We start from the raw sequence: 24,176 nt of genomic DNA, 5'->3' as shown, positions 1-24,176 counted from the left end.
GAAGAGAAACGAACATGAAATTATCTGCCCTTGCCATCGCCACTACGCTGTTCAGCGCTTCAGTTCTGGCAGCCCCATTAACGTTGCAAACCTATAACCCGCAGGAGAACGGTATTTTCGCGGTTAACTCCACCCTCGCCTCCGGCCCGCATGAAGCGGTGTTGTTTGACGCTCAGTTCAGCGTGAAGGATGGCGAGAAGCTGGTTGAAATGATTCAGAAAAGCGGTAAAAAACTGACCCGCATCGTGATTACTTCCGGCGATCCGGATTTCTATTTTGGCCTGCAGCCGCTGGTCAAAGCGTTCCCGGAAGCCAAAGTGGTGGCAACCGCAGAAGTGGTTAAACACATTAACGCCACCAAACAGGCCAAACTGGCGTACTGGGGCCCGCAGATGAAGGACGGCGCGCCGACCCAGGTTTATGTCCCGCAGGAGCTGACGGCTAATACCTTCACTATCGACGGCGAAAAGGTTGAGATCCGCCAGCCGCAAAATTATGCCGCCTATGTGTGGATCCCGGCGAATAAAGCCATTCTTGGCGGTACCGGCGTGGCGTGGGGTATGCACGTCTGGACGGCGGACACTCAGAGCGTCGAAAGCCGTCAGCAGTGGATAAATACGCTCGACGAGATGGCCGCGTTGCATCCGCAGCAGGTGATCCCCGGCCATTATCTCGGCACGCCGCCAGCCGGTGACCGGGCGATTACTTTTACTCGCGATTATTTGACCCAGTTTGAGCAGGCGCTCAAAGAGCATAAAGATTCCGCTGGCGTCATTAAGGCGATGAAACAGCGCTGGCCGGGGCTCGCGGAAGAGAGTTCGCTGGAGCTGAGCGCCAAAGTGAATACCGGCGAAATGAAGTGGTAAGTCTGGGTATTACGCGGGGATTTCTGCCTGGTGAAGGTTAATGCTATATCCAGGGGGTAAGCCCGCCACCCGCCCGTCGGCCCGGAAAGGCGAACGCCTTACCGGGCACGATCCGCAGAAGCAGAGTGACCCCGGACCACTCTGAAAATGAGGCTGATTGTGCCGTCTCAATGTTGCTAATCCCGGCAAAATGGGCCACGCTAATGATCGCCGCGTGAAAAATAAGCGGCGTATTGAGGGTTAAATTTCGTCCGACAGTCGTCGGGCTTGTCCTTGAAACTGACACAGGATAAAGGAGTAAGAATGAAATCGAACCAACAGGCACGTCATCTTCTTGGTCTGAACTACAAACTTTCTCAGCAGAAAAAGGTCCTGCTGGAAGGCGATGCGGAAACCACGGTTAACCATGTTCGCGCCACCGGCCGCAAGCGCCGCGGTGGCTAATCTTTCAGCTAAGTGATGATAAAAACACCGTCCTTTCTCCAGGATGGTGTTTTTTTAAGACTATCCCCCTCATGTTTACCCTCCTTTGATGTCTTCTGCTTTATACTCTGCCCGCTGCCATTCCCTGCCAGCCCCCCGCCTGTCGCCGCGCCCGGGCTGAAGCGATTATCAAGGAGTTAGTGCGATGCAATTCACTCATAAGAAAAACCGCTCTCTTTACATCCCTTACGCCGGCCCCGTGCTGCTTGAATTTCCGCTGCTCAATAAGGGCAGCGCCTTCAGCATGGAAGAGCGCAGCAGCTTTAATCTGCTGGGCCTGCTGCCGGAAGTGGTCGAAACCATCGAAGAGCAGGCCGAACGCGCGTGGATCCAATACCAGGGATTTAAAACCGAGATCGACAAGCACATTTACCTGCGCAACATTCAGGATACCAACGAAACCCTGTTCTACCGTCTGGTCGGCAACCACCTCGATGAAATGATGCCGGTCATCTATACCCCGACCGTCGGCGCCGCCTGTGAACGCTTCTCTGAGATCTATCGTCGCGCCCGCGGCGTGTTTATCTCTTACCAGAACCGCAATAATCTCGACGATATTCTGCAAAACGTACCGAACCATAACGTTAAGGTTATCGTGATGACCGATGGCGAACGTATTCTCGGCCTCGGCGACCAGGGCATCGGCGGAATGGGCATTCCTATCGGCAAACTGTCGCTGTATACCACCTGCGGGGGGATCAGCCCGGCCTACACCCTGCCGGTCGTTCTTGACGTGGGCACCAATAATCAGCAACTGCTCGACGATCCGTTATACATGGGCTGGCGCCACCCGCGTATTACCGACGATGAGTATTACCAGTTTGTTGACGATGTTATTCAGGCGATTAAAGCCCGCTGGCCGGATGTGCTGCTGCAGTTCGAAGACTTCGCGCAGAAAAACGCTATGCCGCTGCTTAACCGCTATCGCCACGAAATCTGCTCCTTCAACGATGATATCCAGGGCACCGCCTCGGTCACCGTCGGTACGCTGATTGCCGCCAGCCGCGGCGCGGGCAGTCAGCTGAGCGAGCAGAAAATTGTCTTCCTCGGCGCCGGTTCCGCAGGCTGCGGTATCGCGGAGCAGATCGTCGCCCAGATCCAGCGCGAAGGGTTAAGCGAAGAAGAAGCCCGCAAACGCGTATTTATGGTTGACCGTTTCGGTCTGCTCACGGATGCGATGCCAAATCTTCTGCCGTTCCAGAGCAAACTGGTGCAGAAACGCGAACACCTGCAAGAGTGGGACACCACCAGTGACGTGCTGTCGCTGCTTGACGTGGTGCGAAATGTAAAACCGGATATCCTGATCGGCGTCTCCGGGCAGCCTGGGCTGTTCACCGAAGAGATTATCCGCGAGATGCATAAGCATTGCCCACGACCAATCGTGATGCCGCTGTCAAACCCGACCTCAAGGGTGGAAGCCACACCGCAAAATATCCTCACTTGGACCAACGGAGAAGCGCTGGTCGCTACCGGCAGTCCGTTCGCTCCGGTAACGCTCAAAGGCAAGCAGTACGTCATCGCCCAGTGTAACAACTCCTATATCTTCCCGGGGATCGGCCTTGGGGTTATCGCTTCAGGCGCTTCGCGCGTGACCGATGAGATGCTGATGGCCGCCAGCGAAACGCTGGCGAAACATTCGCCGCTGGTGAATAACGGTGAAGGTCCGGTTCTGCCGGAACTGAAAGATATCCAGAGCGTTTCGCGCGCTATCGCTTTTGCGGTGGGTAAAATTGCCCAGGAGCAAGGCGTGGCGGTGAAAACCTCCGCCGAAGCGCTGCTGCAGGCGATCGCCGATAACTTCTGGCAGCCGGAATATCGCAACTATCGCCGGACGTCAATATAACCACTAGCGTAACCGGGAGCGTTAATGCTCCTGGTTACCTGGGAAATAATTCTCTGGTTCGCTATTTTTTGATATCAAATCTATAGCCCTGCCGGCGAATCGTCACGATGGACTCAGATGAATAACACGCCCGAATCTTTTTACGTATCCGCCCAATAAGGACCATTAGTGAACTGCTGCAATATAGCTCTCCTTCTGCATACAGCTGGCGCATAAGATCATCCTTGCTGGTAACTTTACCGCAGTTGCGGATTAATGTTTCCATAATAATATATTCAAAAGCGGTCAGATTTAACGTAACACCATTTACCGACAATTCCCGACGCGAAAGATTTAGCAGAAATGGCGGTATTGAGATTAATTCTGATGACAATCCATAGTTGCGGCGAAAAAGCGCATTGATACGCGCAACCATAATATCAATATGAAATGGCTTACGGATGTGGTTGTCCGCACCGGCGTTGAGGGCGTTAACGCAATCCTGCCAGCACTCGCCTGCGCTCATAACCAATATCGGTACAGAAACCCCCTGGCCGCGCCAGTCGCGGATCAGAGCCAGACCCGCTTCACTTGTCGCGTCCAGATCAATAATTGCGATGTCAGGCGGATACTCTACGATATAGTAATTCGCTTCCTTGACGTTTTGTGCATCATCGACGATATGCCCTTGCTGCGTTAGCTGTACTTTCAAATGATGACGCAGCAGAGCCTTATCCGCAAAGACAAGTATGCGCATCTCCCCCCCTATTTCGATAGTAATTAACAGGCGTGACCTTTTTATTTTTTAATAACTATATTGTGCGGCTGTTGCTGTACGTTAAGTAGCATGCGGCATTAAAAACGCTAATAAATAGTTTTTAGCGGTGATAATTAAATTTTTCATAAACCCGGCTCACGGCGAATAAAAATCCAAAGCGCTTTATAAGGATATAAAGCACCAGACAATTGATATAGTTATCTCAGGAAACGGCCTGGCTAACGTTTATTGAGGATAATCAGTCCTGCTGTCAGATTATCTCGCCAGGCTTATACAGACGAAACAAATATTAAACCACATGCCGTGGCTTATTCAACGTTAGCTATTGATGATCAAAATCTAAGCAAACAGATTTATTTAGCAGCATGAAAACAGTGAGCCCGGTTTTTAAAGTATATAAAACCGATAATCATTTTATCTGAAGCATAAATAGCTATAAGTATGACAAATAATTGATTTTGAACCATTACAGTTTGCAGAAAAATAATGATATATATCAATTGGTAGCGGAAATATTCTTCTTTTCTGTCGAATCGATTATGAAATGAGCGAGATTACGTAAGTTATATTGATTTCATGAATAATTCTTCTGCGTTATCGCTTTTGCGTTGCGCCAAAGCAGCGCTGCTAAGCCTGATAGGGTTCAAGCGCCCAGGATGTTAGTGGCAAAAGCGTGCCCGGCGTAAACGGATCGCTAGCCAAAACGGATTTCACCCATTACACTGCCTGCACCTATCAACTTACTGAATAAAAAAAGGAGGATCCCATGTCGTACCGTGAAATGTTTTTTTCACGTGCATTTGGCGATCGCACCTGCTCAAGCGTTATCGGTATCGTGCTGCGATAACTTCAGCTTGAGCGAAGAAACCAAAGACTGAATCCCTTCCCTCGGGCTTACCGGGTTATCGTCAGCGATGTTTGACGAGGCATAAACATGCCTGTAACTCTTGAGTAAGTTCACCATGAGTACATTACTAACTGCACAATCTCTCCATGTTGATACGGCGTTTGGCCCGCTGTTCACAAACCTCTCCTTTACCCTCAAAAAAGGCGACCGCATTGGCCTGATTGGCTATAACGGCTGCGGAAAAAGTACCCTGCTTAGAGTGCTGGACGGCACGATGATTCCGAATGGGGGCAGCGTGGCGCTGGCCAGCCACTGCCTGACGGCGCGGGTGGAACAGCATCTACCCGATACGCTGTTAGCGCAACCTCTGCTACAGGTGGTCCTGGAAAAACTTCCCGCCCTTGAGCGAGAGAACCAGCGCTGGCAAGCGGAACGGCTGCTGGCGGAGATGGGCTTTACGTCCGATGAAGCCCGGCAGCGGGCGTCAACCCTGAGCGGCGGTCAGCATACCCGGCTGCTGCTTGCCAGGGCGCTGATTCAGCAACCGGATCTCCTGCTGTTGGACGAACCGGGAAACCACCTCGACCTGCCGACCCTCCTGTGGCTGGAAAGCTTCTTGCAAACCTGGCAGGGGAGTTTCGTTCTGGTGTCTCATGACAACATCTTACTGGATGCTGTAACTAATGCGAGTTGGATCCTGCGCGACAAAACCCTGCATGCCTTCTCCCTTCCCTGCAGCGCTGCCCGTCAGGCGCTGGATGAGCGAGATGCCAGCGATGCGCTGCGCCATAAAGCCGAGCAAAAAGAGATTGATCGGGTCGCCGCCAGCGCCAAACGACTGGCTATCTGGGGGCGCACCTATGACAACGAAGATCTCTCGCGTAAAGCTAAGCAGATGGAAAAGCAGGTTCAGCGCCTGAAGGAGAGCCAAACCGATCTCACCGCCGGAACACCCTGGCGGCTAACGCTGCGCGGCGACATGCTGCGGGCAGACAGGCTGCTGGAGATGGACCAGCTTCCCGTCCCGCCCGCGCCGGGTCTGCCGGTCCTGTTTACTGCGGGTCTGGCTCGTCTGAAAAGCGGCGATCGGGTCGCGGTAATGGGCCGTAACGGCGGCGGGAAATCCTCCCTGCTGCGTCTACTGTGGCGACATATGCAGCAGGAATCAGCGGAGGACGGCTTACGCCTGCACCCGCGGCTGAAACCGGGTTATTACGATCAGACCCTGCATCAGCTTGCGGATGACGACACGCTTCTCGACGCGCTGGAACCTTTTGAGCCGGCGGCGGACGCGCGCAAGCGGGCGCTGATCTCAGCCGGATTTAGCTGGGCTCGTCACGGGCAAAAGGTCGCCACCTTAAGCGGCGGCGAGCGTTCGCGTCTGCTATTTGTCGGCCTGTCTCTGGCCTACTATAGCCTGCTGCTTCTGGATGAGCCAACCAACCATCTGGATATGGACGGCAAAACAGCGCTGGCAAGAACGTTGTGCGACTACCCAGGCGGACTGCTGCTGGTGAGCCACGACCGCGAACTCATTAACCATAGCTGCAATCGCTTCTGGCTTATTGACGAGCGCGGGCTGAGCGAATGGCACAGCGCCGAAGAGGTGTATGAGGTTTTACGCACCGCCGTTCGTTGTCCGGCCCCGGAGGTCGTGGCGGAGAACCGCCGCGAAGCGGAGGAAGACCATGATACGCTGCTGGAACGGTTAGTGTCGCTTGAGCAACTGCTGGCCGACGATCTGGCCCGTAAACCAAAACATCAAAAACCGCAGCTGCAGGCGCAGTGGCGTAAGGAGATAGCCACCCTCAACGCTTTGCTAAGCTAAATGTTTGTTCCCCGGCGCAGCCCGCTGCGCCGGGGTTTTACTTAGCATGAGTCGCCGGTCGCGGTTTGATTCGACTAAACTGCTGCTCGGTCATCGTCCTGCCCCACTGTTCGCCCTGCCACTCTTTATCCAGCGTGAAACTAAAGGATTCATACAGCCTGCGGGCGGCGTGCAGGCCGCTGAAGGTCCATAGCTGTACTGATGCAAAGTCCCGGCTATCGCAAAAAGCCATGGCTTCGCTCAGCAGGCGCCGACCAATGCCGCTACCCCGGCAGCTATCGTCGAGAATAAACCAGCGCAGATGCGCCTGGTTATTCCCCAGATCCTCGCCGTCAATTGCTACCGATCCGACAATTTGCTCGCCCTGAACGGCCAGCCAAACACGGTTGCACGGTTTATCGAGACGAGCTGAAAATTCCGCCAGCCCGCTGGCGACTTTACTCTCGAAAAAAGCACCAAACTGATAATGTTTTGCATAATACTCGCCGTGCATTTGCGCTATGCGGCCAATCATTCCAGGCCGATAGCCGGTAGCGATATCAATCGTCTTTTTCGAGCCTGTAGCCTCGACGTCGCGGCATTTTTCCAACGCCCAGGCCCAGGTTGTGAGGCCCTGAGCGACGCACTGTCTTTGCGCATCACTCAGGTGTTCCAGCGCATCCACTACCCGCATAGCGCCGTAGGCGTTAATTTTTTTGACCGTCGCCGCACCTTGCGCCGTTAACGCAAGCTGCTTAATCCGCCCGTCGCGGGAGGACGTTTTTTCCCGGAGTTCCCCGGCGGCAAGCAGACGGGAAAGCATCCTGCTGACGCTAGACTTTTCCAGCCCCAGGATCTGCACCAGCTGAGCGGCCGTCATCGCGCCGCGTAGAGAAATTTCCACAAGCGTATGTACCGCCGAAGGTGAGTACGCCGTAGCGGCCAGCGTGGTGCTCATAAAGCCCAGTTCACGCACCATCAGGCGGGAAGCGGTACGAATTTCATCAACAAGCGCGGGTGAGTTCATCTGAGGTCAGCTCTGTCAGAAATGGTTGCATGATACAACCATTTTCTGCTGCGTGCTGTCAAGCCGCCGTGTTGCCTCCTCCCTGAACTGGCCTCAACTGAACGGGGTGAATGCTCGCACTTTACTCGCGCGTGACACCATGCCGATACCCACCTTGCGGGGAAAAAGACGCCTGCCGGCTTTACCCGCTTTTGTACTTATTGCGGATTTTTCTCTTTCCACGCTTCCCATGCCGCTTTGATTTCCTGTTTCGCGGCGGCGGCATCATTAAAGCCGTCCAGCTCGACTTTTTTGCGTCCGTCCGGCAGCTGTTTGTAAACCCGGAAGAAAGCCTGCAGACGCTCCTGCTCAATTTTCGGCAGATCGCTGATGTTAATCACGTCATCGTAGGTTGGGTCGATTTTACTTGCCGGAACGGCAATGATTTTGTCGTCCTTCTCACCGCCATCAATCATCTTCAGCACGCCAATCGCGCGCAGCTTAATCAGCGTTCCCGGGGCCATCGGCGCGCGGGTATAAAACACCACGTCCAGCGGATCGCCATCCCCTGCCAGCGATTGAGTGAGCGAGCCGTAGTTAGCCGGATAGGCCACCGGCATCGACTGGAAACGATCGGCGATCAGAAAGCCGGTTTTGGCGTCCGTTTCGTATTTGATAATGCCGCCCGCCGGGATTTCGGTTACGGCGTAAAACTCTTCAGGGTTGTTGTTCGGCTGCGGAAAATCCAGCACGTTTTGCGCCTCAACAGCGGTAGAAAGCAGAAGGCCTGCGGCCAGGAGGGTTTTCGCCAGATGCATTGTCATGTCGCTCTACGTTAATAAGAAATTGAAAAACAGAACGATAGAGATCGCGGATGAAAATTTCATGACATGCAAGTGACATAAATATGACGCGCAGAAACATAAGAAAAACTGTTCGAAAAACAAACAAAAGAAATCTTTAACCAGCATAAAAATCTGTTATTACCTTGATTTATTGGCAATTTAAGCTATTGGTTAACATGCGTAAAAACAAATATTGTGTTAATACGCTTATGTTTAATAAGGAGAACAGAATGAAAGCTGCCGTCGTCACGCAAGATCATCAGGTCAATGTTACGGAAAAAACACTTCGCCCATTACAGCACGGCGAAGCCCTTTTAAAAATGGACTGCTGCGGCGTCTGCCATACCGACCTGCACGTTAAGAACGGCGATTTCGGCGATAAAACCGGCGTCATTCTGGGCCATGAAGGCGTGGGCGTGGTGCAGCAGGTCGGCCCTGGCGTGCACTCGCTCAAGCCGGGCGATCGCGCCAGCGTCGCATGGTTCTTCGAAGGCTGCGGTCACTGTGAATATTGTAACAGCGGTAACGAAACGCTGTGCCGTTCGGTAAAAAATGCGGGCTACACCGTTGATGGCGGGATGGCCGAAGAGTGTATCGTCATTGCCGATTACGCGGTCAAAGTGCCGGATGGTCTTGATTCTGCGGCAGCCAGCAGCATCACCTGCGCAGGGGTCACCACCTATAAAGCGGTAAAAGTGTCCCATATCAAACCCGGCCAGTGGATCGCCATTTATGGCCTCGGCGGGTTGGGTAACCTGGCCCTGCAATATGCGAAAAACGTTTTTAACGCCAAGGTCATCGCCCTTGACGTTAATGATGAACAGCTGAAACTGGCCGCAGAAATGGGCGCAGATTTGACCATCAATTCCCGCAGCGAAGACGCGGCCAAAATTATCCACGAGAAAACCGGCGGCGCCCATGCCGCAGTCGTGACGGCGGTCGCCAAAGCGGCGTTTAACTCTGCGGTGGATGCGGTTCGCGCCGGCGGACGCGTGGTGGCCGTCGGCCTGCCTCCGGAAGCCATGAGCCTGGATATTCCGCGCCTGGTACTGGACGGTATCGAGGTGGTTGGTTCTCTGGTGGGTACGCGCCAGGATCTGGCCGAAGCCTTCCAGTTTGCCGCCGAGGGTAAGGTGGTACCGAAGGTCACCCTGCGCCCGCTGGGTGATATCAACGCCATCTTTAAGGAGATGGAACAGGGACAAATTCGCGGTCGTATGGTGATTGATTTCCGCCGTTAATTTTCTCGCCTCTCTCGCTACGGGAGAGGTTCCATTTATCCCCTTATGCACGTAGCTCTGCTGCGCATATTTACATGATGCCCGGCAGAAATCCTTTCTTACGCTCATCATCGTTCAGCCGATAAATATCGAACCGGCTACCACCTTCATTAACAACGCTCTCCCCGCTATGCGCAGCCTGTGGTATGCAGGATATAAATGCTTTTTACGCAAATGCTTAGCGCAAATCCTTACTTCCTTTGTTAAAACGCGCGCCCGATGATGACTAAACAAGAGATAACAAAGGAATTCACCATGCACATCCGTTTTCGCCTGCCCGCGCTGGCGGCGCTATTTTTAACCGGCGCGTTTTCCGCCTGGGCCGCCGACGCCCCGGTTAAAGGCGGTACGTTAATCTATCTGGAGCAGCAGCCGCATACTAATCTTTACCCACCGGCCGGTGGCTTCTACCCCAACGGCGGCATTCTTAATCAAATAACCGATAAGCTCACCTGGCAGAACCCGAAAACGCTGCAGGTGGAGCCGTGGATCGCCGAAAGCTGGAGCGCCAACGCGGATAAAACCGAATATACCTTTAAGCTTCGCCCCGGGGTGACCTTCTCAGATGGCACCCCGCTTGACGCCAGGGCGGTCGCCAAAAACTTTGATACCTACGGCCTCGGTGATAAAGCGCACCGCCTGCCGGTGTCTGAGGTCATTAATAACTACGATCGCAGCGAAGTCATCGATCCGCTGACGGTAAAGTTCTACTTTAAAAAGCCCTCGCCGGGATTTCTGCAGGGCACCGCCACCATCGGCTCCGGGCTGGTATCCCTCAGTACCCTGGCGCGTAATTTTGAAGAGCTGGGCGATGCCCGCCATATTATTGGCTCCGGACCTTTTACGGTAAAAGATGAAAAGCCGGGGCGCGAACTCACTCTGGTCGCGCGCAAAGATTATCAATGGGGACCGAAAAATCTCACCCAGCAGGGGCCAGCTAATCTCGATGGCATCACTTACATCGTTACCCCTGAAGATGGCGTGCGCATTGGCGCTCTGCTGGCGGGCCAGGCTGATTTTATCCGTCAGGTACAGGCCTACGATGAAAAGCAGGCCACCGGGCAAGGCTTTAAAATTTATGCTGCCCCCACGCGCGGCGTTAACGATAGCCTGAGCTTCCGGCCGGATAATCCGCTGGTTGCCGACCTGCGCGTTCGTCAGGCGCTGCTGCACGCCACCGACGCCAGGCAGGTAGTCGAAACGCTGTTCTCCGCCAACTATCCGCAGGCGACCTCCGTCGTCGCCAGTACCGCCGCCGGGTACGTTAACCTCAGCGACAAGCTGGCTTTCGATCCGGCCAAAGCAAAACAACTGCTTGATGATGCAGGCTGGAAACCGGCTGCCGATGGTATTCGGGTCAAAGATGGCCAGCGGCTGGCCTTAACCGTCTATGAATCTCTGCCGCAACCGCAAAATAAAGAAGTTTTGCAGCTTGTCGCTCAGCAGTGGCGTCAGGTCGGCATCGCGCTGGCGGTCAAAGCCGGCGATGCCGGCAGCCGTACGCTGGATAACCTCGATCCGCTGAAAACGCCGCTCACCGTGTCGGAAGTGGGCCGCGCCGACCCCGACGTGGTGAAAAGCATGTTTTTCCCCACTAACCGCGACGCGCTGCTGCAAAAAGGCGGCTCCAGCGACAAAGTACAGGGGTTCCGCGACGATAAGCTCAACGCATTGCTGAGCGCGATTTCAGCCGAAGTTGAACCGCAAAAACGGCTCCAGCTCACCGGCGATGCCCAACGCTATCTGCTGGATAATGCCTACGTGATCCCGATATTTGAAGAACCGCAGGTCTTCGCCGGCGCCCCGTGGGTGAAAGGCGTCAGTTTTGAAGCGGTAGGCCGCCCGTCGTTCTATGGCGCGTGGCTGGAAAAGCACTGAGGAGCCTGCGATGAGCCATTATCTTCTGCGGCGAACCGGCCAGGGTTTACTGGTGCTATGGGCGGCATTTACCCTCTCTTTCATCCTGTTACAGGTGCTGCCCGGCGATGCGGTACTGATCAAGTTTCAGAATCCGGATCTGGGGCTCAGCCCTGAGCAGATCGCCGAAATGCGCCTCGCCTGGGGGGCCGATAGCCCGGTGTGGAAGCAGTATCTCCACACCCTCTTCGCCATGCTGCGCGGGGATTTTGGTTATTCGCTGCAGGCCGGACTGCCGGTGAGCGCGCTGATCGCCAGCAATCTGCCGCAGACACTAAGCCTCGCGCTCCCCGCCTTTGCGCTGGCGGTGGCGCTGGCTTTTACCCTCGCCTTCGCCTCACGGCTGCCGGGTCTGCGCTGGCTAAGCAATACGCTGCAATCGCTGCCGGTGCTGTTTATCTCCCTGCCGACGTTCTGGCTCGCTATCGCCCTGATACAGCTTTTCTCCTTTCAGCTGCGCTGGATACCGGTGATCAATCCGGGACCGATTGAGGGACTCATTCTGCCCGTCGTCGCCGTCGCGGTACCGATTTCCGCTCCGCTGGCGCAGATTCTGATGCGCAGTCTGGATCAGGTCGCCGCGCTGCCGTTTGTGGCCGTTGCTCGTGCTAAAGGCATGAGCGAGACCGGCGTGCTGTGGCGGCACGTTACCGGCAATGCCCTGCTACCGGTGCTCAATATGGCCGGGCTGCTGCTAGGGGAACTGATCGCCGGAGCTCTGATTACTGAAACCGTGTTTGGCCGCGGCGGGCTGGGTCTGCTGACGCAGCAGGCGGTCAATAATCAGGATATCGCGGTACTGCAGGCGGTGGTGATGATCTCAGCCCTTGGTTTTGTCCTGATTAATCTGCTGGTCGACCTGCTGATGCCGCTGCTCGACCCGCGCCTGAAAACCGCTGAGGGAGGTACGCTATGAGTCTGGTTGATTACGCAATCGCCGCCCGCCGCCGCTCGCCAGACTGGCGCACGCTACGCTTCCAGCCCGGCCTGCTGCTGGCCTGGGCGATTATGATCGTTGCTGCGCTAATGGCCGTTGTCCCGCAGCTGTTTACCGCTTATAACCCGTTGGAAGGTTTCCCCGGCGCCCAGCGCCTGGCCCCCCAGGCGGGTCACTGGCTGGGCACCGACCAGCTTGGTCGCGATCTGTGGAGTCGAATCGTCTACGGCGCTGCCCATTCGCTCTCCGCTGCGCTGGCGGCAGTGGCGATTGGCCTGATCATCGGAACCGCGCTGGGTACGCTGGCCGGCGCGCTGGCGGGACGCGTGGAGTCGATCGTCATGCGGCTGGTCGACGTACTGCTGGCGATTCCATCCCTGTTGCTGTCCCTGACGGTCATTATTCTGCTCGGCTTCGGCACCCTCAACGCCGCCGTCGCGGTCGGGGTGGCGGCAATAGCCAGCTTTGCCCGCCTGGCGCGCGCGGAAGTCGTACGCGTACGGCGCAGCGATTACGTCGAAGCGGCCTACGGCAGCGGCGGCACCTTTTTTGCCGTCTTCTGGCGGCATATTTTACCCAATTCGCTCACCGCGGTACTGGCCTTCGCCACGCTCCAGTTCGGCCAGGCCGTTCTGGCGCTCTCAACCCTGAGTTTTCTCGGCTACGGCACGCCGCCGCCGGTACCAGAGTGGGGATTACTGATCGCCGAAGGCCGTAACTACCTCTCCACCGCCTGGTGGCTAACGACCCTTCCCGGTATGGCGGTGATTGCGGTCGTGCTTGCCGCCAATCGTATTAGCCGTCAATTTAGCGGAGAACGCCGATGAATGTTTTAACCGTAGAAAACCTACGCATCAGCTATCGTTCGCAGAGTGAATGGCGTGAAGTCGTGCATAACGTCAGTTTTCAGGTAAAACGCGGCGAAATGCTGGCGTTCGTCGGCGAATCCGGCTCGGGCAAAACCACTACCGCCCAGGCGATAATGGGTCTGCTGGCGGAGAATGCCCGGCGCGACAGCGGGCGCATCAGTATTAACGGTGAAGACATTAGCGGCTGGTCAGGTAAACGCCTCGACGGCCTGCGCGGCGCGCGAATTAGCCTGGTGCCCCAGGATCCAGGCAACTCCCTCAATCCGGTGAAAACCATCGGCGCGCAGGTAGGTGAAATTCTGCGCCTCCATCAGAAACGCAGCGCCGCGGAACGTAAAACGCAGGTACTGGCGCTGCTGGCGAAGGTTGGACTGAGCCACCCGGAGCAGCGCTTCGATCAATATCCGCACCAGCTTTCAGGCGGCATGAAGCAACGAGTGCTGATTGCCATCGCCATCGCTCTGAAACCGGATTTAATCATTGCTGATGAGCCAACCAGCGCCCTTGACGTGACGGTACAGAAGCGGATCCTCGATCTGCTGGATACCCTGCGCCGGGAGTCCGGCACGGCGGTGCTGTTCGTCACTCACGATCTGGCGCTGGCAGCCGAACGTGCCGACCGCCTGCTGGTCTTTCGTCATGGCGAAATTCAGGAGCAAGGCGCGACCCGCGATGTGGTACGGACGCCGCAGCATGCCTATACTCGCCAGCTGCTCAGCGATCTTCACGACCCGGCGCTGACCATGGCTCCCGCCGGCGGTCGCGTACTGGCTACGCCGGCGATTCGCGTCGACGACATCAGCAAGCGCTTCTCATTAGGCCGGGCGCATTTGCAGGCGCTGGACGCCGTGACTTTTGAGGTTAAGCGCGGCTGCACGCACGCGCTGGTTGGCGAGTCCGGTTCTGGTAAAACGACGCTTGCGCGGATCCTGCTGGGATTCGAAAAGGCGGATAGCGGCCAGATTGCCATCGATGGTATTGATGCCGGGCATCTCAGTCGGGAGGCGCTCCGCCAGCTACGGCGTAAAATTCAGTTTGTCTATCAGAACCCCTTTGCCTCTCTTGACCCACGGCAAACGCTGTTTGAAATCATTGAAGAGCCGTTAAAGAACTTCGACCGCTTCAGCGCCGGAATACGACGCCAGCGCGTCGAAACGGTCGCCGCTCGCGTGGCGCTCGCGCCGGAGCTGCTGTCGCGAACCGCCCGTGAGCTATCCGGCGGACAGCGGCAGCGGGTGGCTATCGCCCGCGCCCTAATCCTTGAACCGACGATCCTTGTCCTCGATGAAGCGACTTCGGCGCTGGACGTTACCGTCCAGGCGCAAATTCTCGCCTTGCTGCAGCAGTTGCAGCAACAGCTGGGATTGACCTATCTGTTTATCACCCACGATTTGGCGACGGTTCGCCGTATCGCCCACAGCGTGACGGTACTGCGGGCGGGCCAGGTTATTGAACATGGCGATGTGGGCCGACTGTTCAGCGCTCCGCAGCATGAGTATACCCGCGAGCTTATTGCCGCTATTCCCCACTTTTCCCCCTCGAACAAGGAGGTCGCATGACGCGTAAACGACTGGGTTTTTTCACTCGCCTGCTGGACCACGTCGCGCCAGGTGAGCGCTATCGGCTGGCTACCGAACAAATTCGCCACGCCGAACGACTGGGTTTCGACAGCGCCTGGGTCGCTCAGCACCATTTTCATGAGCACGAAGGCGGCCTGCCGTCGCCGCTGGTCTTTCTCGCCCACGCGGCAGCGCATACGGAGCGCATTCGCCTGGGAACCGCCATTATCACCCTGCCGATGGAAAACCCGCTGCGGGTTGCCGAGGATGCGGCGGTGCTGGATCTGCTCGCCGATGGACGACTGGAAGTGGGCTTCGGGTCTGGCGGCACGCCGACCTCGTTTTTACCCTTTGGATTGACCATCGACCAGCGCAGCGCAGTCTTTGCCGAACACCTGCATCTGATTCAAAGCGCCTGGCGCGGAGATTCACTTTCGCATCCGGATAATCATCTTTATCCCCAGGCACCGCAGTTGGCGGAGCGTATCTGGATTGCCACCTTTTCCGTTGAGGGCGCGGTGCGCGCGGCTCAGGCCGGACACGGCCTGATGCTTTCGCGTACCCAGCCGCGTCCTTCAGGGCAGCCCACGCTGCCACTGGACGCTATCCAGAATCCGATTATTGACGCCTATCTCGCCGCGCTGCCGCCGGGCGTCGAGCCACGGATCCTCGCCTCGCGGACGGCCTTTGTCGCCGATAGCCAGCAGTATGCGCTACAGGTCGCTGAACCCGGTCTGCGCCAGCAGGCGGCCCAGCATCGCGCCGCAGGTCATCATATTATTGGTGACACTGTCACTGATTTTTTGCCGCAGCTTGACGCGCACGTTGGCGACCCGCAGCACGTCGCCGCTTCGCTGGGGCGCGATAGCGTCCTGCAGCGGGTAACCGATATTTCGTTCCAGGTGCACTCCGTTGAACCCTCGCACCGCGACACGCTTCGTTCCATTGAGCTGATCGCTCAGCATATTGCCCCGCAGATACGATAAGGAGTCACCATGACGCTCAGTCAGGATATATTGGCCGAACTGGCAGAAATTGCCCCCGATTCCGCCTTAGCGGCGGCGAGAGCCGTGCGCGAGGCGGCCACCCATCATGCTCAGGGAAGCTATGAAGCGCTGTTCGGTCAGCAGGATAACGACTTTCCGCTCGACGAACGTTTTGCCATTGCCGCCAGGGTAGCAAAGCTGCATGAGAGCGATGCGCTGGCCGCCCACTATGCCGGGTTTGGGATTGCCGACCCTACCTCGCCGCGGCTGGTTCCGGCGCAGGCCTTTGCCCGGCTGTTGACCTTCGCGCCGGTAGAAGCCACGCCTTCGGCTCTGGAGGCATTAACCCGTGCCGGATGGAGCCCGCGCGCTATCGTGACGCTGGCCCAGCTGATTGCGTTTGTCAGCTTCCAGAGTCGTCTGCTGAACGGTCTACGCCTGCTCAACGGTAAAAGCGCCCCGGTTGCCGGGACCCCGGTCGTAGCCGGATTCTGGCATACCTCACCGCAAACCCTCAGCGGTAAACGCGCGCCGGCGCGCTTCACCCGCGATGAACTGCACTGGGAACCCTGGCTGGCGGCTAAACCGCTGGCGGAATTTACCCCGGATGAGCAGGCGCTGCTGGCGAAATTCGGCCACAGCGACTCGCCCTACTTCCGCCTGCTGGCGCGCAACCAGCCGGTGCTGGAGCAGCGTACGTTAACCGATAAAGGGATTTTTTATACTCCCGGCGGCCTGCCGCGCGCCGAACGCGAGCTGGCGGCGACGGTAGCGAGTAAAATCAACGGTTGTATTTATTGCGCCTCGGTGCATGCTCGCAAGGCCGCGCAGTTAGCGAAAGATGAAACGGCGGTAGAGACCCTGCTGGCGGTGACCCCGGGAGAGAAGCTGAGCGATGGGCAGACGCCGCGCTGGCAGGCGCTCATTGATTTTGCCGCAGCGATTTCCGTTACCCCTCCCGCCCTGGACGCGAGCCACCTTGCGGCCGTCGAGCAGCAACAGTTGGATACCCTTGCCCAACTGGATCTGCTGCAATCGGCAGCCTTCTTCGCCTGGGCCAACCGGTTAATGCTGACCCTCGGGGAGCCGTGGCAGGATTAGCCGCCTGCGGATTTCGTCAGACAGAACGCTGCTGATAGCGGGCATAAATCAGCAGTGAACTGAGCGCAAGAAACGAAAGCAGCGCGGCCGGTAAGGCAACAGAACGCCAGCCAAGGCCGGCCGTAATCATCATCCCGCCGAACAGCGCCCCGATGGCGCTTCCAAGATTAAAGGCGATCTGGCCGCCCGCCGCGCCCAGCATCTCGCCGCCTTTGGCATTTTGCAGCAGCATGATTTGCAGCGGCGCTGACAGGGCAAACAGCGCCGCGCAGCAGATAAACGCCAGGGTTAGTGAGGCGGTTTTATTCTCACCCAGCAGGAACAGGAGTAATAAGGTCAAAACGATAACGCTATCCGTCACGGCGGCAATACGTAACGGACTGTAGCGCGCGGAAACTTTACCGCTAAATAAATTCCCCAGAACCATCCCCAGGCCCACCAGCATCATAATCATTATGATGGCGCTTTCACCGAAGCCGGAGACGTTGATCATAAACGGCTTAATATAGCTAAACCACGCGAAGACGCCGGCATTGCCGAACAGGGTGGCGGCAAAAATTAACCACGGCGCAGGTGAGGTTAAAAAATGAAATTGCGAGCGCAAGCGCGTGGTTGATTTATCAAATAACGTCGGCACCCACCAGGCGATGGACACCAGCACCGCGACGTCAAAGACCGCAATCGCCAGGAAGGTATAGCGCCAGCTGAACTGATGGCCAAGCCAGGTTCCTCCCGGTACCCCCAGCAGGTTGGCGACGGTCATCCCGGCGATCATCCCCGCCACCGCTGCGGTAACCTTGCCTGGCGGCGCAATTTTCGACAGAATTATCGCGCCCACGCCAAAGAATGCGCCGTGCGGAAACCCGGAGATGAGGCGCCCCAGCGCCAGCATCGAGTAGCTGGAGGAGAACGTGAAGATGGCGTTGCCGATAATGCATAGCGCTACGAGAAACAGCATCACTGATTTTAGTGAAAAGCGGCTGGAGAATATCGCCATCACCGGCGCGCCGATCACGACGCCGGACGCATAATATGAAATCATGTTGCCTGCGGCAGGAATGGATATGCCGACATCACGGGCAATTTCAGGTAATACCCCCATGATGCCAAATTCCGCCATTCCGAGACCAAAAGTGCCAAGCGCTAACGAAAAAATAGTCTTTTTCATACATCTAATCACTTGTTATGGATTTTACCGGTCGCATTATTATGCATTCTCTGGCGGTAAACCAGTTTAAAACCTTCCGTAACCTGTTTATCCATAAAACAGCGTGATTACTTCATATCCAACGTTCATAAAAACAGCAATCATTAAATCCTGAATTGGCTTAATACCCAATGGGCAACCAATATAACAATGACAACGGCAGGCGTGAACCAAACGTCAAAATCGAAAGCCCGGTAAATAAGCCCTGTAAGTACTATTGCGCAGATTAATATTACGTGAGTGCGAATGCCGTCATAAATATCCTTTAAAAAATAGCGAAGCATGGCTTTCATGATTTTATTGCCTCGGGCAGTCAGTCGCCGTTAACGCTTCATCCGCGAGTGAATTAGTGAACCTGCTGATGTTTGATCTTTTTCATCACCTTTGCTGCTTTGTATACCTCACTTAGCGGAGCGAAGTGATGCGATACCCCACAGGCGACGACCAGCGGTAGCGCGAAAATAATGAGTTGCGCAGGATGCCAGGTCCCTTCATGGACCGCTTTCAGGATGCCGATCCCGATAATTAAAAGAACGAATACATGGACAAATATTGCCCTGGGCAAGCGCGATGCCGCTTCGTCAACGGCACAGTATAAAAGCGTCTTATATCTCGCCGTTAACTTGTCGATCTGCTTATCTGTAAAGCCACTTTCATGCATGATTTTTATTAATTTAGTATCTTCCATTTTTTACTCAAATATAACCCGGACTTCCTTGAGCCGTATACAGCTTACTCTTTATCACTGCGTAAAGACAACCCATAACATTAATTTCAGTAATTTTCTTTTCTGTGGAAGCCGCCGCGCAAAATACGCAAGAATCCGCCTAAATGATAGCGTTTTTTATAGAGACAACGGATAATGACGTTAATAGCGCTACGTTGAAATAGCGACCCAACTGGCTTAATGGGAAAAAGGGAAATATCTGTCGTCAGAAAAAGAGAGCCCGTCAGAGTGCGCGCCCGGGCATAAATAAATGAGACAATGTTTTCAACGCTGTCAGAGGTGAGCTAATTGATGCCCCTGAGGATATTAACCCCCGTTCCGGCATTAACCGGAACGGGTAATACGTTAAGGCTTACTTCAGCCCTTCGCGATTTTCCCTTTTCGCTTCCAGGCGCTCCACGTCGCGATACCAGCGCGGATGATGCTTCTTCGCCCAGCGTCGGCTCACCTTCCCTTCAATCATGCCTTTAATCGATCCTTTAACCCAGAATGCCATATACATATGGATCAGAATCGCATGGATAAGAATAATGGCCGACGTTGCGTGAATCAGCAGACTATAGCGAATAACCTGAATCGGGAAATAGTGGGCAAAATAAGGCCGCCAGATAATCACCCCGGTGACCAGCAGCACAAATATCATGCTCATGATCGTCCAGAACATCATTTTCTGGCCAGCGTTGTATTTCCCTACCCGCGCCACTTTATGCTCATTGCCCTTAAGCACCTCGATAATCCCTTTCAGCCAGGGAATATCCTGTTTGTCGGGAATATTATGGTGGACAAAGCGCACGAACATAAACATCAGGGCCACGAAAATCAGAACCCCGAAGAACGGATGCAGAATACGCCCCATCTGCGGGGTACCGAAGGTTTCGGTCAGCCACTGCAGCGTCGGGAAGAAAAACGAGATCCCCGACAGCGCCACCAGGAAAAAGCAGATGACCACCGTCCAGTGACAGGCGCGGTCAATAAACTTCGTGCGCACAATCATTTTCGATTTACTCATCATGCTCCTCCTCATCGTCATCCGCTTCCTTGTTCGGCCCAATCCCGATGTAGTGATAGATCAGCCCGGCAAAGGTGGCGATAAAGCCAACGGCGGAGAGCGGCTTCAGCGCGCCTTTCCACAGATTTATCGAGGTATCTATCTGCGGCTCCTTCGGCAGGTTATGGTACAGCTCCGGCTGGTCCGCATGATGCAGCACGTACATCACGTGGGTGCCGCCGACGCCAGGCGGGTTATACACCCCGGCATGGGAATAGCCGCGTTTCTTCAGTTTTTCCACACGCTCGTTGGCCACTTCCAGCATCTCTTGCTTGCTGCCGAAGTGAATCGCGCCGGTTGGGCAGGTTTTCACGCAGGCCGGTTCCTGGCCAACGCTGACCCGATCGACGCACAGGGTGCACTTATAGACCCGGTTATCCTCTTTATTGAGGCGCGGGACGTTAAAAGGGCATCCGGCAATGCAGTAGCCGCAGCCGATGCAGTTTTCCTGCTGAAAGTCGACGATGCCGTTTGCGTACTGAATAATCGCTCCGGCGGATGGGCACGCCTTCAGGCAGCCCGGATCCTCACAGTGCATACAGCCGTCTTTGCGAATCAGCCACTCCAGCTTGCCGTTCTGCTCGGTTTCGCTAAAGCGCATTACCGTCCAGGATTTGGCGCTCAGATCGGCGGGATTGTCGTAAACCCCGACGCAGTGCCCGACTTCATCGCGGATATCGTTCCACTCGGAACAGGCCACCTGGCAGGCTTTGCAGCCTACGCAGGAGGAGACATCAATCAGCTTTGCCACTTCCGCCTTAAAATCCCGCGCGCGCGGCGCGGGGGTGATCGGATTGGTGGCGGAGCGTTTAATGATGTCCTGGGTTTCCATCGCCATTGCTTCGCTCCTTACGCTTTCTCGATGTTGACCAGAAACGCCTTATACTCCGGCGTCTGCGAGTTGGAATCCCCGACGTTCGGCGTCAGGGTATTGGCGATGTAACCTTTGCGGGCCACTCCTTCAAAACCCCAGTGCAGCGGAATACCGACGGTTTCCACCTGCTGACCGTTGACGTTGAGCGTTTGCAGACGACGCGTCACCACCGCCACCGCGCGAATAAAGCCGCGCATGCTGCTGACCGTCACCCGATCGCCATTGGCGATCCCTTTCGCTTTCGCCAGGCCTTCGCTGATTTCGACAAACTGCTCCGGTTGCGCAATCGCATTGAGACGCGCATGCTTGGTCCAGGTATGAAAATGCTCGGTCAGGCGATAGGTGGTGCCGACGTACGGGAATTTGTCCTTCTTACCTAAACGCAGGGCATCTTCTTCATACAGACGTACCACCGGGCTGGAGACCACGCTCGGGTGCAGCGGATTGGTACCAAGCGGCGTTTCCATCGGTTCGTAGTGTTCCGGGAACGGACCTTCCGCCAGCTTATTCAGGGCAAACAGACGCCCCAGACCTTCCGGCTGCATAATAAACGGCCCGGTTTTGCTGCCCGGAGGCGCGGTATTGAAGTCCGGAATATCGTTGCCAACCCACTTGCTGCCGTTCCACTGGATCAGCATTCGCGTCGCATCCCACGGCTTGCCGTTCATATCCGCCGACGCGCGGTTGTACAGCACGCGCCGGTTGAGGGGCCACGCCCATGCCCAGCCGAGCGTATTGCCAAGACCTGACGGGTCGGCGTTATCGCGGTTGGCCATCTGATTGCCCTGCTCGGTCCAGCTGCCGGTATAGATCCAACAAGACGACGCGGTGGTACCGTCATCGCGCAGCAGCGTGAAGCTGTTCAACAGCTGGCCTTTCTTCGCCAGCGGCGCGCCGTTAGCGTCGTAGAGATCCGCCAGCGCGTAGCCGTTGTTCTCTTTCGCGACCTCTTCTGATTCCGGACGATCCGGCTGCTTGTAGTGCCACCCCATCTTCAGCAGCGGCTCGACGCCTTTGCCGCCCTCGGTGCGATACATCTCGCGCAGGCGGTGGTAAATCCCGGCCAGAATTTCGCCGTCGTTGCGCGCTTCGCCCGGCGCATCCTGGCCCCTCCAGTGCCACTGTAGCCAGCGCCCGGAGTTGGCGATGGAACCATCCTCTTCGGCAAAGCAGGTGGACGGCAGGCGGAAGACCTCGGTCTGAATCGCTGCCGGGTCAACATCGTTCGACTCGCCGTGGTTTTGCCAGAAGGTCGAGGTTTCGGTCACCAGCGGGTCGATAACCACCATGTACTTCAGCTTGCTCAGGCTGCGGACCACCTTGTTTTTGTCCGGGAAGGACGCCACCGGATTGAATCCCTGGCAGATATAGCCCGTGACGTTGCCGTTATCCATCATATTGAAATACTTGATAACGTCATAAGCCTGGTCCCATTTCGGCAGCCAGTGGAAGCCCCAGTCGTTCTCTTTTTGCGCCGCGTCGCCGTAGAAAGATTTCATCAGGCTGACGAAGAACTTCGGGTAGTTGCTCCAGTAGTTCACCTGTTCGGGCAGCGTCGCCTTCGGCGTATTGGCAGCGAGATAGCTTTGCAGATCAACCTGCTGTTCCGACGGCAGCGTCAGGTAGCCCGGCAGGCTGGTCGAAAGCAGGCCTAAATCGGTTAACCCCTGGATATTGGAGTGGCCGCGCAGCGCGTTGACCCCGCCTCCCGCCATCCCCATATTGCCGAGCAGCAGCTGAATCATCGCCATGGTGCGGATGTTCTGCGCGCCGACGGTATGCTGCGTCCAGCCCAGCGCATAGAGGAAAGTGGTGGTCCGGTCCGCCGCGCTGGTTGAGGCCAGCACTTCGCACACTTTCAGGAAGTCCGCTTTTGGCGTACCGCAGATGTTCTCCACCACCTCCGGCGTATATCGCGAAACGTGCTGCTTCAGCAGGTTCCATACGCAGCGCGGATGCTGCAGCGTTTCATCGCGCATCGCGAAGCCATTTTCGTCGAACTGATAGTTCCACGAAGACTTATCGTACTGACGCTTTTCGGCATCGTAGCCGCTGAACAGGCCATCTTCGAAGGCAAAATCGTCGCGCACCAGCAGGTTGGCGTTGGTATAGTGTTTAACGTACTCGGCATTGATTTTGTTATTTTCGATCAGGTACAGCAGCACGCCCGACAGGAAGGTAATGTCGGTACCGGAACGGATCGGCGCATAAATATCGGCCACCGACGCCGTACGCGTAAAGCGCGGGTCAACGACAATCAGCGTCGCATCATTGTTGTTTTTTGCCTCCATCGCCCAGCGGAATCCCACCGGATGGGCTTCGGCGGCGTTACCGCCCATCACCACCACGACATTGGCGTTTTTAATATCAACCCAGTGGTTGGTCATCGCACCGCGACCAAATGTTGGAGCAAGACTTGCTACCGTTGGTCCGTGTCAGACGCGCGCCTGGTTATCTACCGCCAGCATGCCGAGCGAGCGCACAAATTTTTGCGTTAGCATGCCGGTCTCATTGCTGGCCGCCGACGCGCACAGCATCCCGGTGGACAGCCAGCGGTTAACCGTCACGCCCTGCTCGTTTTTCTCAATAAAGTTGGCATCACGGTCGGCTTTCATCAATTTAGCGATACGGGTAAATGCTTCATCCCAGGAGATGCGCTGCCATTTATCCGAACCCGGCGCGCGGTATTGCGGATAGCGCAGACGGTTGTCGCTATGGACATAGTCCAGCAGCCCTGCGCCTTTCGGGCACAGCGCGCCGCGGCTCACCGGATGGTCCGGATCCCCTTCAATGTGATAAATCGCTTCTTTCGCGTTTTTCGCGCCGTCGCCCAGGCTATACATTAATAGCCCGCAGCCCACGGAGCAGTATGTGCAGGTGTTGCGGATCTCTTTGGCGCGCAGCAATTTGTAATTACGCGCCTGAGCCAGGGCCATTTTGGGCGCAAAACCCAATGCAGCGGCTGTTGTTCCGGCCATACCGCCTGCGCAGATTTTAAAAAACTTTCTGCGGCTGACGTCCATTGTTCCCCTCCATGCGGGATGTCTATTCATTGCGGGAGTGGAAATTAACAGCAATAACCCTGTTTTATTTGCGTCAAATCAATGTCCTGAACCCATGCCCCCTTAATAGTCAGCCGCGCCGAATTTCATTACTCCATTAGGATTAAGCGCTGTGGAAAATATCCCCCGAGGGCGAAAAAAAAGTGTTATAAAAG

The 24,176-nt window shown here is 56.0% G+C and carries 19 protein-coding genes; 11 read left to right on the top strand and 8 right to left on the bottom strand.

Annotated elements, in window-relative coordinates; all coding sequences use genetic code 11:
- Positions 1 to 14: 14 nt before the first annotated feature.
- From KO1_RS17275 to KO1_RS17265, 3 genes are all read left to right on the top strand, one after another.
- On the top strand, positions 15 to 866 hold the full coding sequence (locus KO1_RS17275; RefSeq protein ID WP_004101956.1) for a Vmh family MBL fold metallo-hydrolase: 852 nt from the start codon (positions 15 to 17) through the stop codon (positions 864 to 866).
- Positions 867 to 1,169: 303 nt separating this feature from the next.
- Positions 1,170 to 1,310, top strand: coding sequence for a stationary-phase-induced ribosome-associated protein (sra, locus tag KO1_RS17270; protein WP_004101955.1), 141 nt, complete (start codon positions 1,170 to 1,172; stop codon positions 1,308 to 1,310).
- 184 nt (positions 1,311 to 1,494) lie between these two features.
- The gene (locus KO1_RS17265; protein WP_049095767.1) at positions 1,495 to 3,192 is read left to right on the top strand and encodes an NAD-dependent malic enzyme; all 1,698 of its coding nucleotides are present in this window, start codon (positions 1,495 to 1,497) and stop codon (positions 3,190 to 3,192) included.
- Positions 3,193 to 3,253: 61 nt separating this feature from the next.
- Here KO1_RS17265 and KO1_RS17260 read toward each other — a convergent pair whose 3' ends face one another.
- Positions 3,254 to 3,928, bottom strand: a complete 675-nt coding sequence (locus KO1_RS17260) for a response regulator (protein WP_016807809.1) — start codon at positions 3,926 to 3,928, stop codon at positions 3,254 to 3,256.
- Positions 3,929 to 4,911: 983 nt separating this feature from the next.
- On the opposite strand from KO1_RS17260, the gene KO1_RS17255 reads away from it, so the two are divergent.
- A complete protein-coding gene (locus tag KO1_RS17255; RefSeq protein WP_064407062.1) occupies positions 4,912 to 6,624 on the top strand; it encodes an ABC-F family ATP-binding cassette domain-containing protein in 1,713 nt (570 codons plus the stop codon).
- A 37-nt stretch (positions 6,625 to 6,661) separates the two neighbouring features.
- Here the strand turns inward: KO1_RS17255 and KO1_RS17250 are convergent, their stop codons facing one another.
- Positions 6,662 to 7,630, bottom strand: coding sequence for a bifunctional helix-turn-helix transcriptional regulator/GNAT family N-acetyltransferase (locus KO1_RS17250; protein ID WP_004112899.1), 969 nt, complete (start codon positions 7,628 to 7,630; stop codon positions 6,662 to 6,664).
- Between the two features lie 197 nt (positions 7,631 to 7,827).
- A complete protein-coding gene (locus KO1_RS17245) occupies positions 7,828 to 8,427 on the bottom strand; it encodes an inorganic diphosphatase (protein ID WP_004101946.1) in 600 nt (199 codons plus the stop codon).
- A 257-nt stretch (positions 8,428 to 8,684) separates the two neighbouring features.
- On the opposite strand from KO1_RS17245, the gene adhP reads away from it, so the two are divergent.
- The 7 genes from adhP (at position 8,685) to KO1_RS17210 (ending at position 17,103) form a co-directional block, all read left to right on the top strand.
- Positions 8,685 to 9,695 (top strand): alcohol dehydrogenase AdhP, encoded by a 1,011-nt coding sequence (gene adhP, locus KO1_RS17240; RefSeq protein ID WP_004101944.1) that lies wholly within the window; start codon positions 8,685 to 8,687, stop codon positions 9,693 to 9,695.
- Positions 9,696 to 9,989: 294 nt separating this feature from the next.
- Positions 9,990 to 11,612 carry a TIGR04028 family ABC transporter substrate-binding protein gene (locus tag KO1_RS17235; protein WP_004101942.1) on the top strand — a complete coding sequence of 541 codons (1,623 nt, stop codon included), beginning with the start codon at positions 9,990 to 9,992 and terminating at the stop codon, positions 11,610 to 11,612.
- 10 nt (positions 11,613 to 11,622) lie between these two features.
- Entirely contained in the window at positions 11,623 to 12,567 is a 945-nt protein-coding gene (locus KO1_RS17230; protein WP_023329667.1) for an ABC transporter permease, read from the top strand.
- The gene (locus tag KO1_RS17225; RefSeq protein ID WP_004101938.1) at positions 12,564 to 13,415 is read left to right on the top strand and encodes an ABC transporter permease; all 852 of its coding nucleotides are present in this window, start codon (positions 12,564 to 12,566) and stop codon (positions 13,413 to 13,415) included. Before KO1_RS17230 ends, KO1_RS17225 begins: the two co-directional genes overlap by 4 nt.
- The gene (locus KO1_RS17220) at positions 13,412 to 15,016 is read left to right on the top strand and encodes a dipeptide ABC transporter ATP-binding protein (RefSeq protein WP_064370574.1); all 1,605 of its coding nucleotides are present in this window, start codon (positions 13,412 to 13,414) and stop codon (positions 15,014 to 15,016) included. The genes KO1_RS17225 and KO1_RS17220 overlap by 4 nt, the downstream gene beginning before the upstream one ends.
- The gene (locus tag KO1_RS17215) at positions 15,013 to 16,002 is read left to right on the top strand and encodes a putative FMN-dependent luciferase-like monooxygenase (RefSeq protein WP_004112887.1); all 990 of its coding nucleotides are present in this window, start codon (positions 15,013 to 15,015) and stop codon (positions 16,000 to 16,002) included. Before KO1_RS17220 ends, KO1_RS17215 begins: the two co-directional genes overlap by 4 nt.
- Positions 16,003 to 16,011: 9 nt before the next feature.
- The gene (locus KO1_RS17210) at positions 16,012 to 17,103 is read left to right on the top strand and encodes an alkylhydroperoxidase domain protein (RefSeq protein ID WP_047719852.1); all 1,092 of its coding nucleotides are present in this window, start codon (positions 16,012 to 16,014) and stop codon (positions 17,101 to 17,103) included.
- Between the two features lie 16 nt (positions 17,104 to 17,119).
- Here KO1_RS17210 and araJ read toward each other — a convergent pair whose 3' ends face one another.
- From araJ to fdnG, 5 genes are all read right to left on the bottom strand, one after another.
- Positions 17,120 to 18,271, bottom strand: a complete 1,152-nt coding sequence (gene araJ, locus KO1_RS17205; protein WP_048257949.1) for an MFS transporter AraJ — start codon at positions 18,269 to 18,271, stop codon at positions 17,120 to 17,122.
- Between the two features lie 385 nt (positions 18,272 to 18,656).
- Complete coding sequence (locus KO1_RS17195; protein WP_023320917.1) at positions 18,657 to 18,998, bottom strand: hypothetical protein; 342 nt, start codon at positions 18,996 to 18,998, stop codon at positions 18,657 to 18,659.
- 391 nt (positions 18,999 to 19,389) lie between these two features.
- On the bottom strand, positions 19,390 to 20,046 hold the full coding sequence (gene fdnI, locus KO1_RS17190) for a formate dehydrogenase-N subunit gamma (RefSeq protein ID WP_004101923.1): 657 nt from the start codon (positions 20,044 to 20,046) through the stop codon (positions 19,390 to 19,392).
- Positions 20,039 to 20,923: a formate dehydrogenase subunit beta gene (gene fdxH, locus KO1_RS17185; protein WP_004101920.1), complete on the bottom strand. Its 885-nt coding sequence runs from the start codon at positions 20,921 to 20,923 to the stop codon at positions 20,039 to 20,041. Before fdxH ends, fdnI begins: the two co-directional genes overlap by 8 nt.
- An 11-nt stretch (positions 20,924 to 20,934) precedes the next feature.
- Positions 20,935 to 23,982, bottom strand: coding sequence for a formate dehydrogenase-N subunit alpha (gene fdnG, locus KO1_RS17180; protein WP_126468314.1), 3,048 nt, complete (start codon positions 23,980 to 23,982; stop codon positions 20,935 to 20,937).
- Positions 23,983 to 24,176 lie beyond the last annotated feature (194 nt).

It is taken from the genome of Klebsiella oxytoca NBRC 105695 (assembly GCF_001598695.1).
Taxonomy (GTDB): Bacteria; Pseudomonadota; Gammaproteobacteria; order Enterobacterales; family Enterobacteriaceae; genus Klebsiella; species Klebsiella oxytoca.
This window is presented reverse-complemented; position numbering and strand designations above follow the sequence as displayed.

What these genes read in the sequence shown, in the direction of transcription:
- adhP (WP_004101944.1), top strand. Translation starts at nt 8,685, where the DNA reads ATGAAAGCTGCCGTCGTCACGCAAGATCATCAGGTCAATGTTACGGAA.
- KO1_RS17220 (WP_064370574.1), top strand. Translation starts at nt 13,412, where the DNA reads ATGAATGTTTTAACCGTAGAAAACCTACGCATCAGCTATCGTTCGCAG.
- sra (WP_004101955.1), top strand. Translation starts at nt 1,170, where the DNA reads ATGAAATCGAACCAACAGGCACGTCATCTTCTTGGTCTGAACTACAAA.
- KO1_RS17210 (WP_047719852.1), top strand. Translation starts at nt 16,012, where the DNA reads ATGACGCTCAGTCAGGATATATTGGCCGAACTGGCAGAAATTGCCCCC.
- KO1_RS17260 (WP_016807809.1), bottom strand. Translation starts at nt 3,928, where the DNA reads ATGCGCATACTTGTCTTTGCGGATAAGGCTCTGCTGCGTCATCATTTG.
- KO1_RS17265 (WP_049095767.1), top strand. Translation starts at nt 1,495, where the DNA reads ATGCAATTCACTCATAAGAAAAACCGCTCTCTTTACATCCCTTACGCC.
- fdnI (WP_004101923.1), bottom strand. Translation starts at nt 20,046, where the DNA reads ATGAGTAAATCGAAAATGATTGTGCGCACGAAGTTTATTGACCGCGCC.
- fdxH (WP_004101920.1), bottom strand. Translation starts at nt 20,923, where the DNA reads ATGGCGATGGAAACCCAGGACATCATTAAACGCTCCGCCACCAATCCG.
- KO1_RS17235 (WP_004101942.1), top strand. Translation starts at nt 9,990, where the DNA reads ATGCACATCCGTTTTCGCCTGCCCGCGCTGGCGGCGCTATTTTTAACC.
- KO1_RS17255 (WP_064407062.1), top strand. Translation starts at nt 4,912, where the DNA reads ATGAGTACATTACTAACTGCACAATCTCTCCATGTTGATACGGCGTTT.
- araJ (WP_048257949.1), bottom strand. Translation starts at nt 18,271, where the DNA reads ATGAAAAAGACTATTTTTTCGTTAGCGCTTGGCACTTTTGGTCTCGGA.
- KO1_RS17195 (WP_023320917.1), bottom strand. Translation starts at nt 18,998, where the DNA reads ATGGAAGATACTAAATTAATAAAAATCATGCATGAAAGTGGCTTTACA.
- KO1_RS17215 (WP_004112887.1), top strand. Translation starts at nt 15,013, where the DNA reads ATGACGCGTAAACGACTGGGTTTTTTCACTCGCCTGCTGGACCACGTC.
- KO1_RS17250 (WP_004112899.1), bottom strand. Translation starts at nt 7,630, where the DNA reads ATGAACTCACCCGCGCTTGTTGATGAAATTCGTACCGCTTCCCGCCTG.
- KO1_RS17230 (WP_023329667.1), top strand. Translation starts at nt 11,623, where the DNA reads ATGAGCCATTATCTTCTGCGGCGAACCGGCCAGGGTTTACTGGTGCTA.
- KO1_RS17275 (WP_004101956.1), top strand. Translation starts at nt 15, where the DNA reads ATGAAATTATCTGCCCTTGCCATCGCCACTACGCTGTTCAGCGCTTCA.
- KO1_RS17225 (WP_004101938.1), top strand. Translation starts at nt 12,564, where the DNA reads ATGAGTCTGGTTGATTACGCAATCGCCGCCCGCCGCCGCTCGCCAGAC.
- KO1_RS17245 (WP_004101946.1), bottom strand. Translation starts at nt 8,427, where the DNA reads ATGCATCTGGCGAAAACCCTCCTGGCCGCAGGCCTTCTGCTTTCTACC.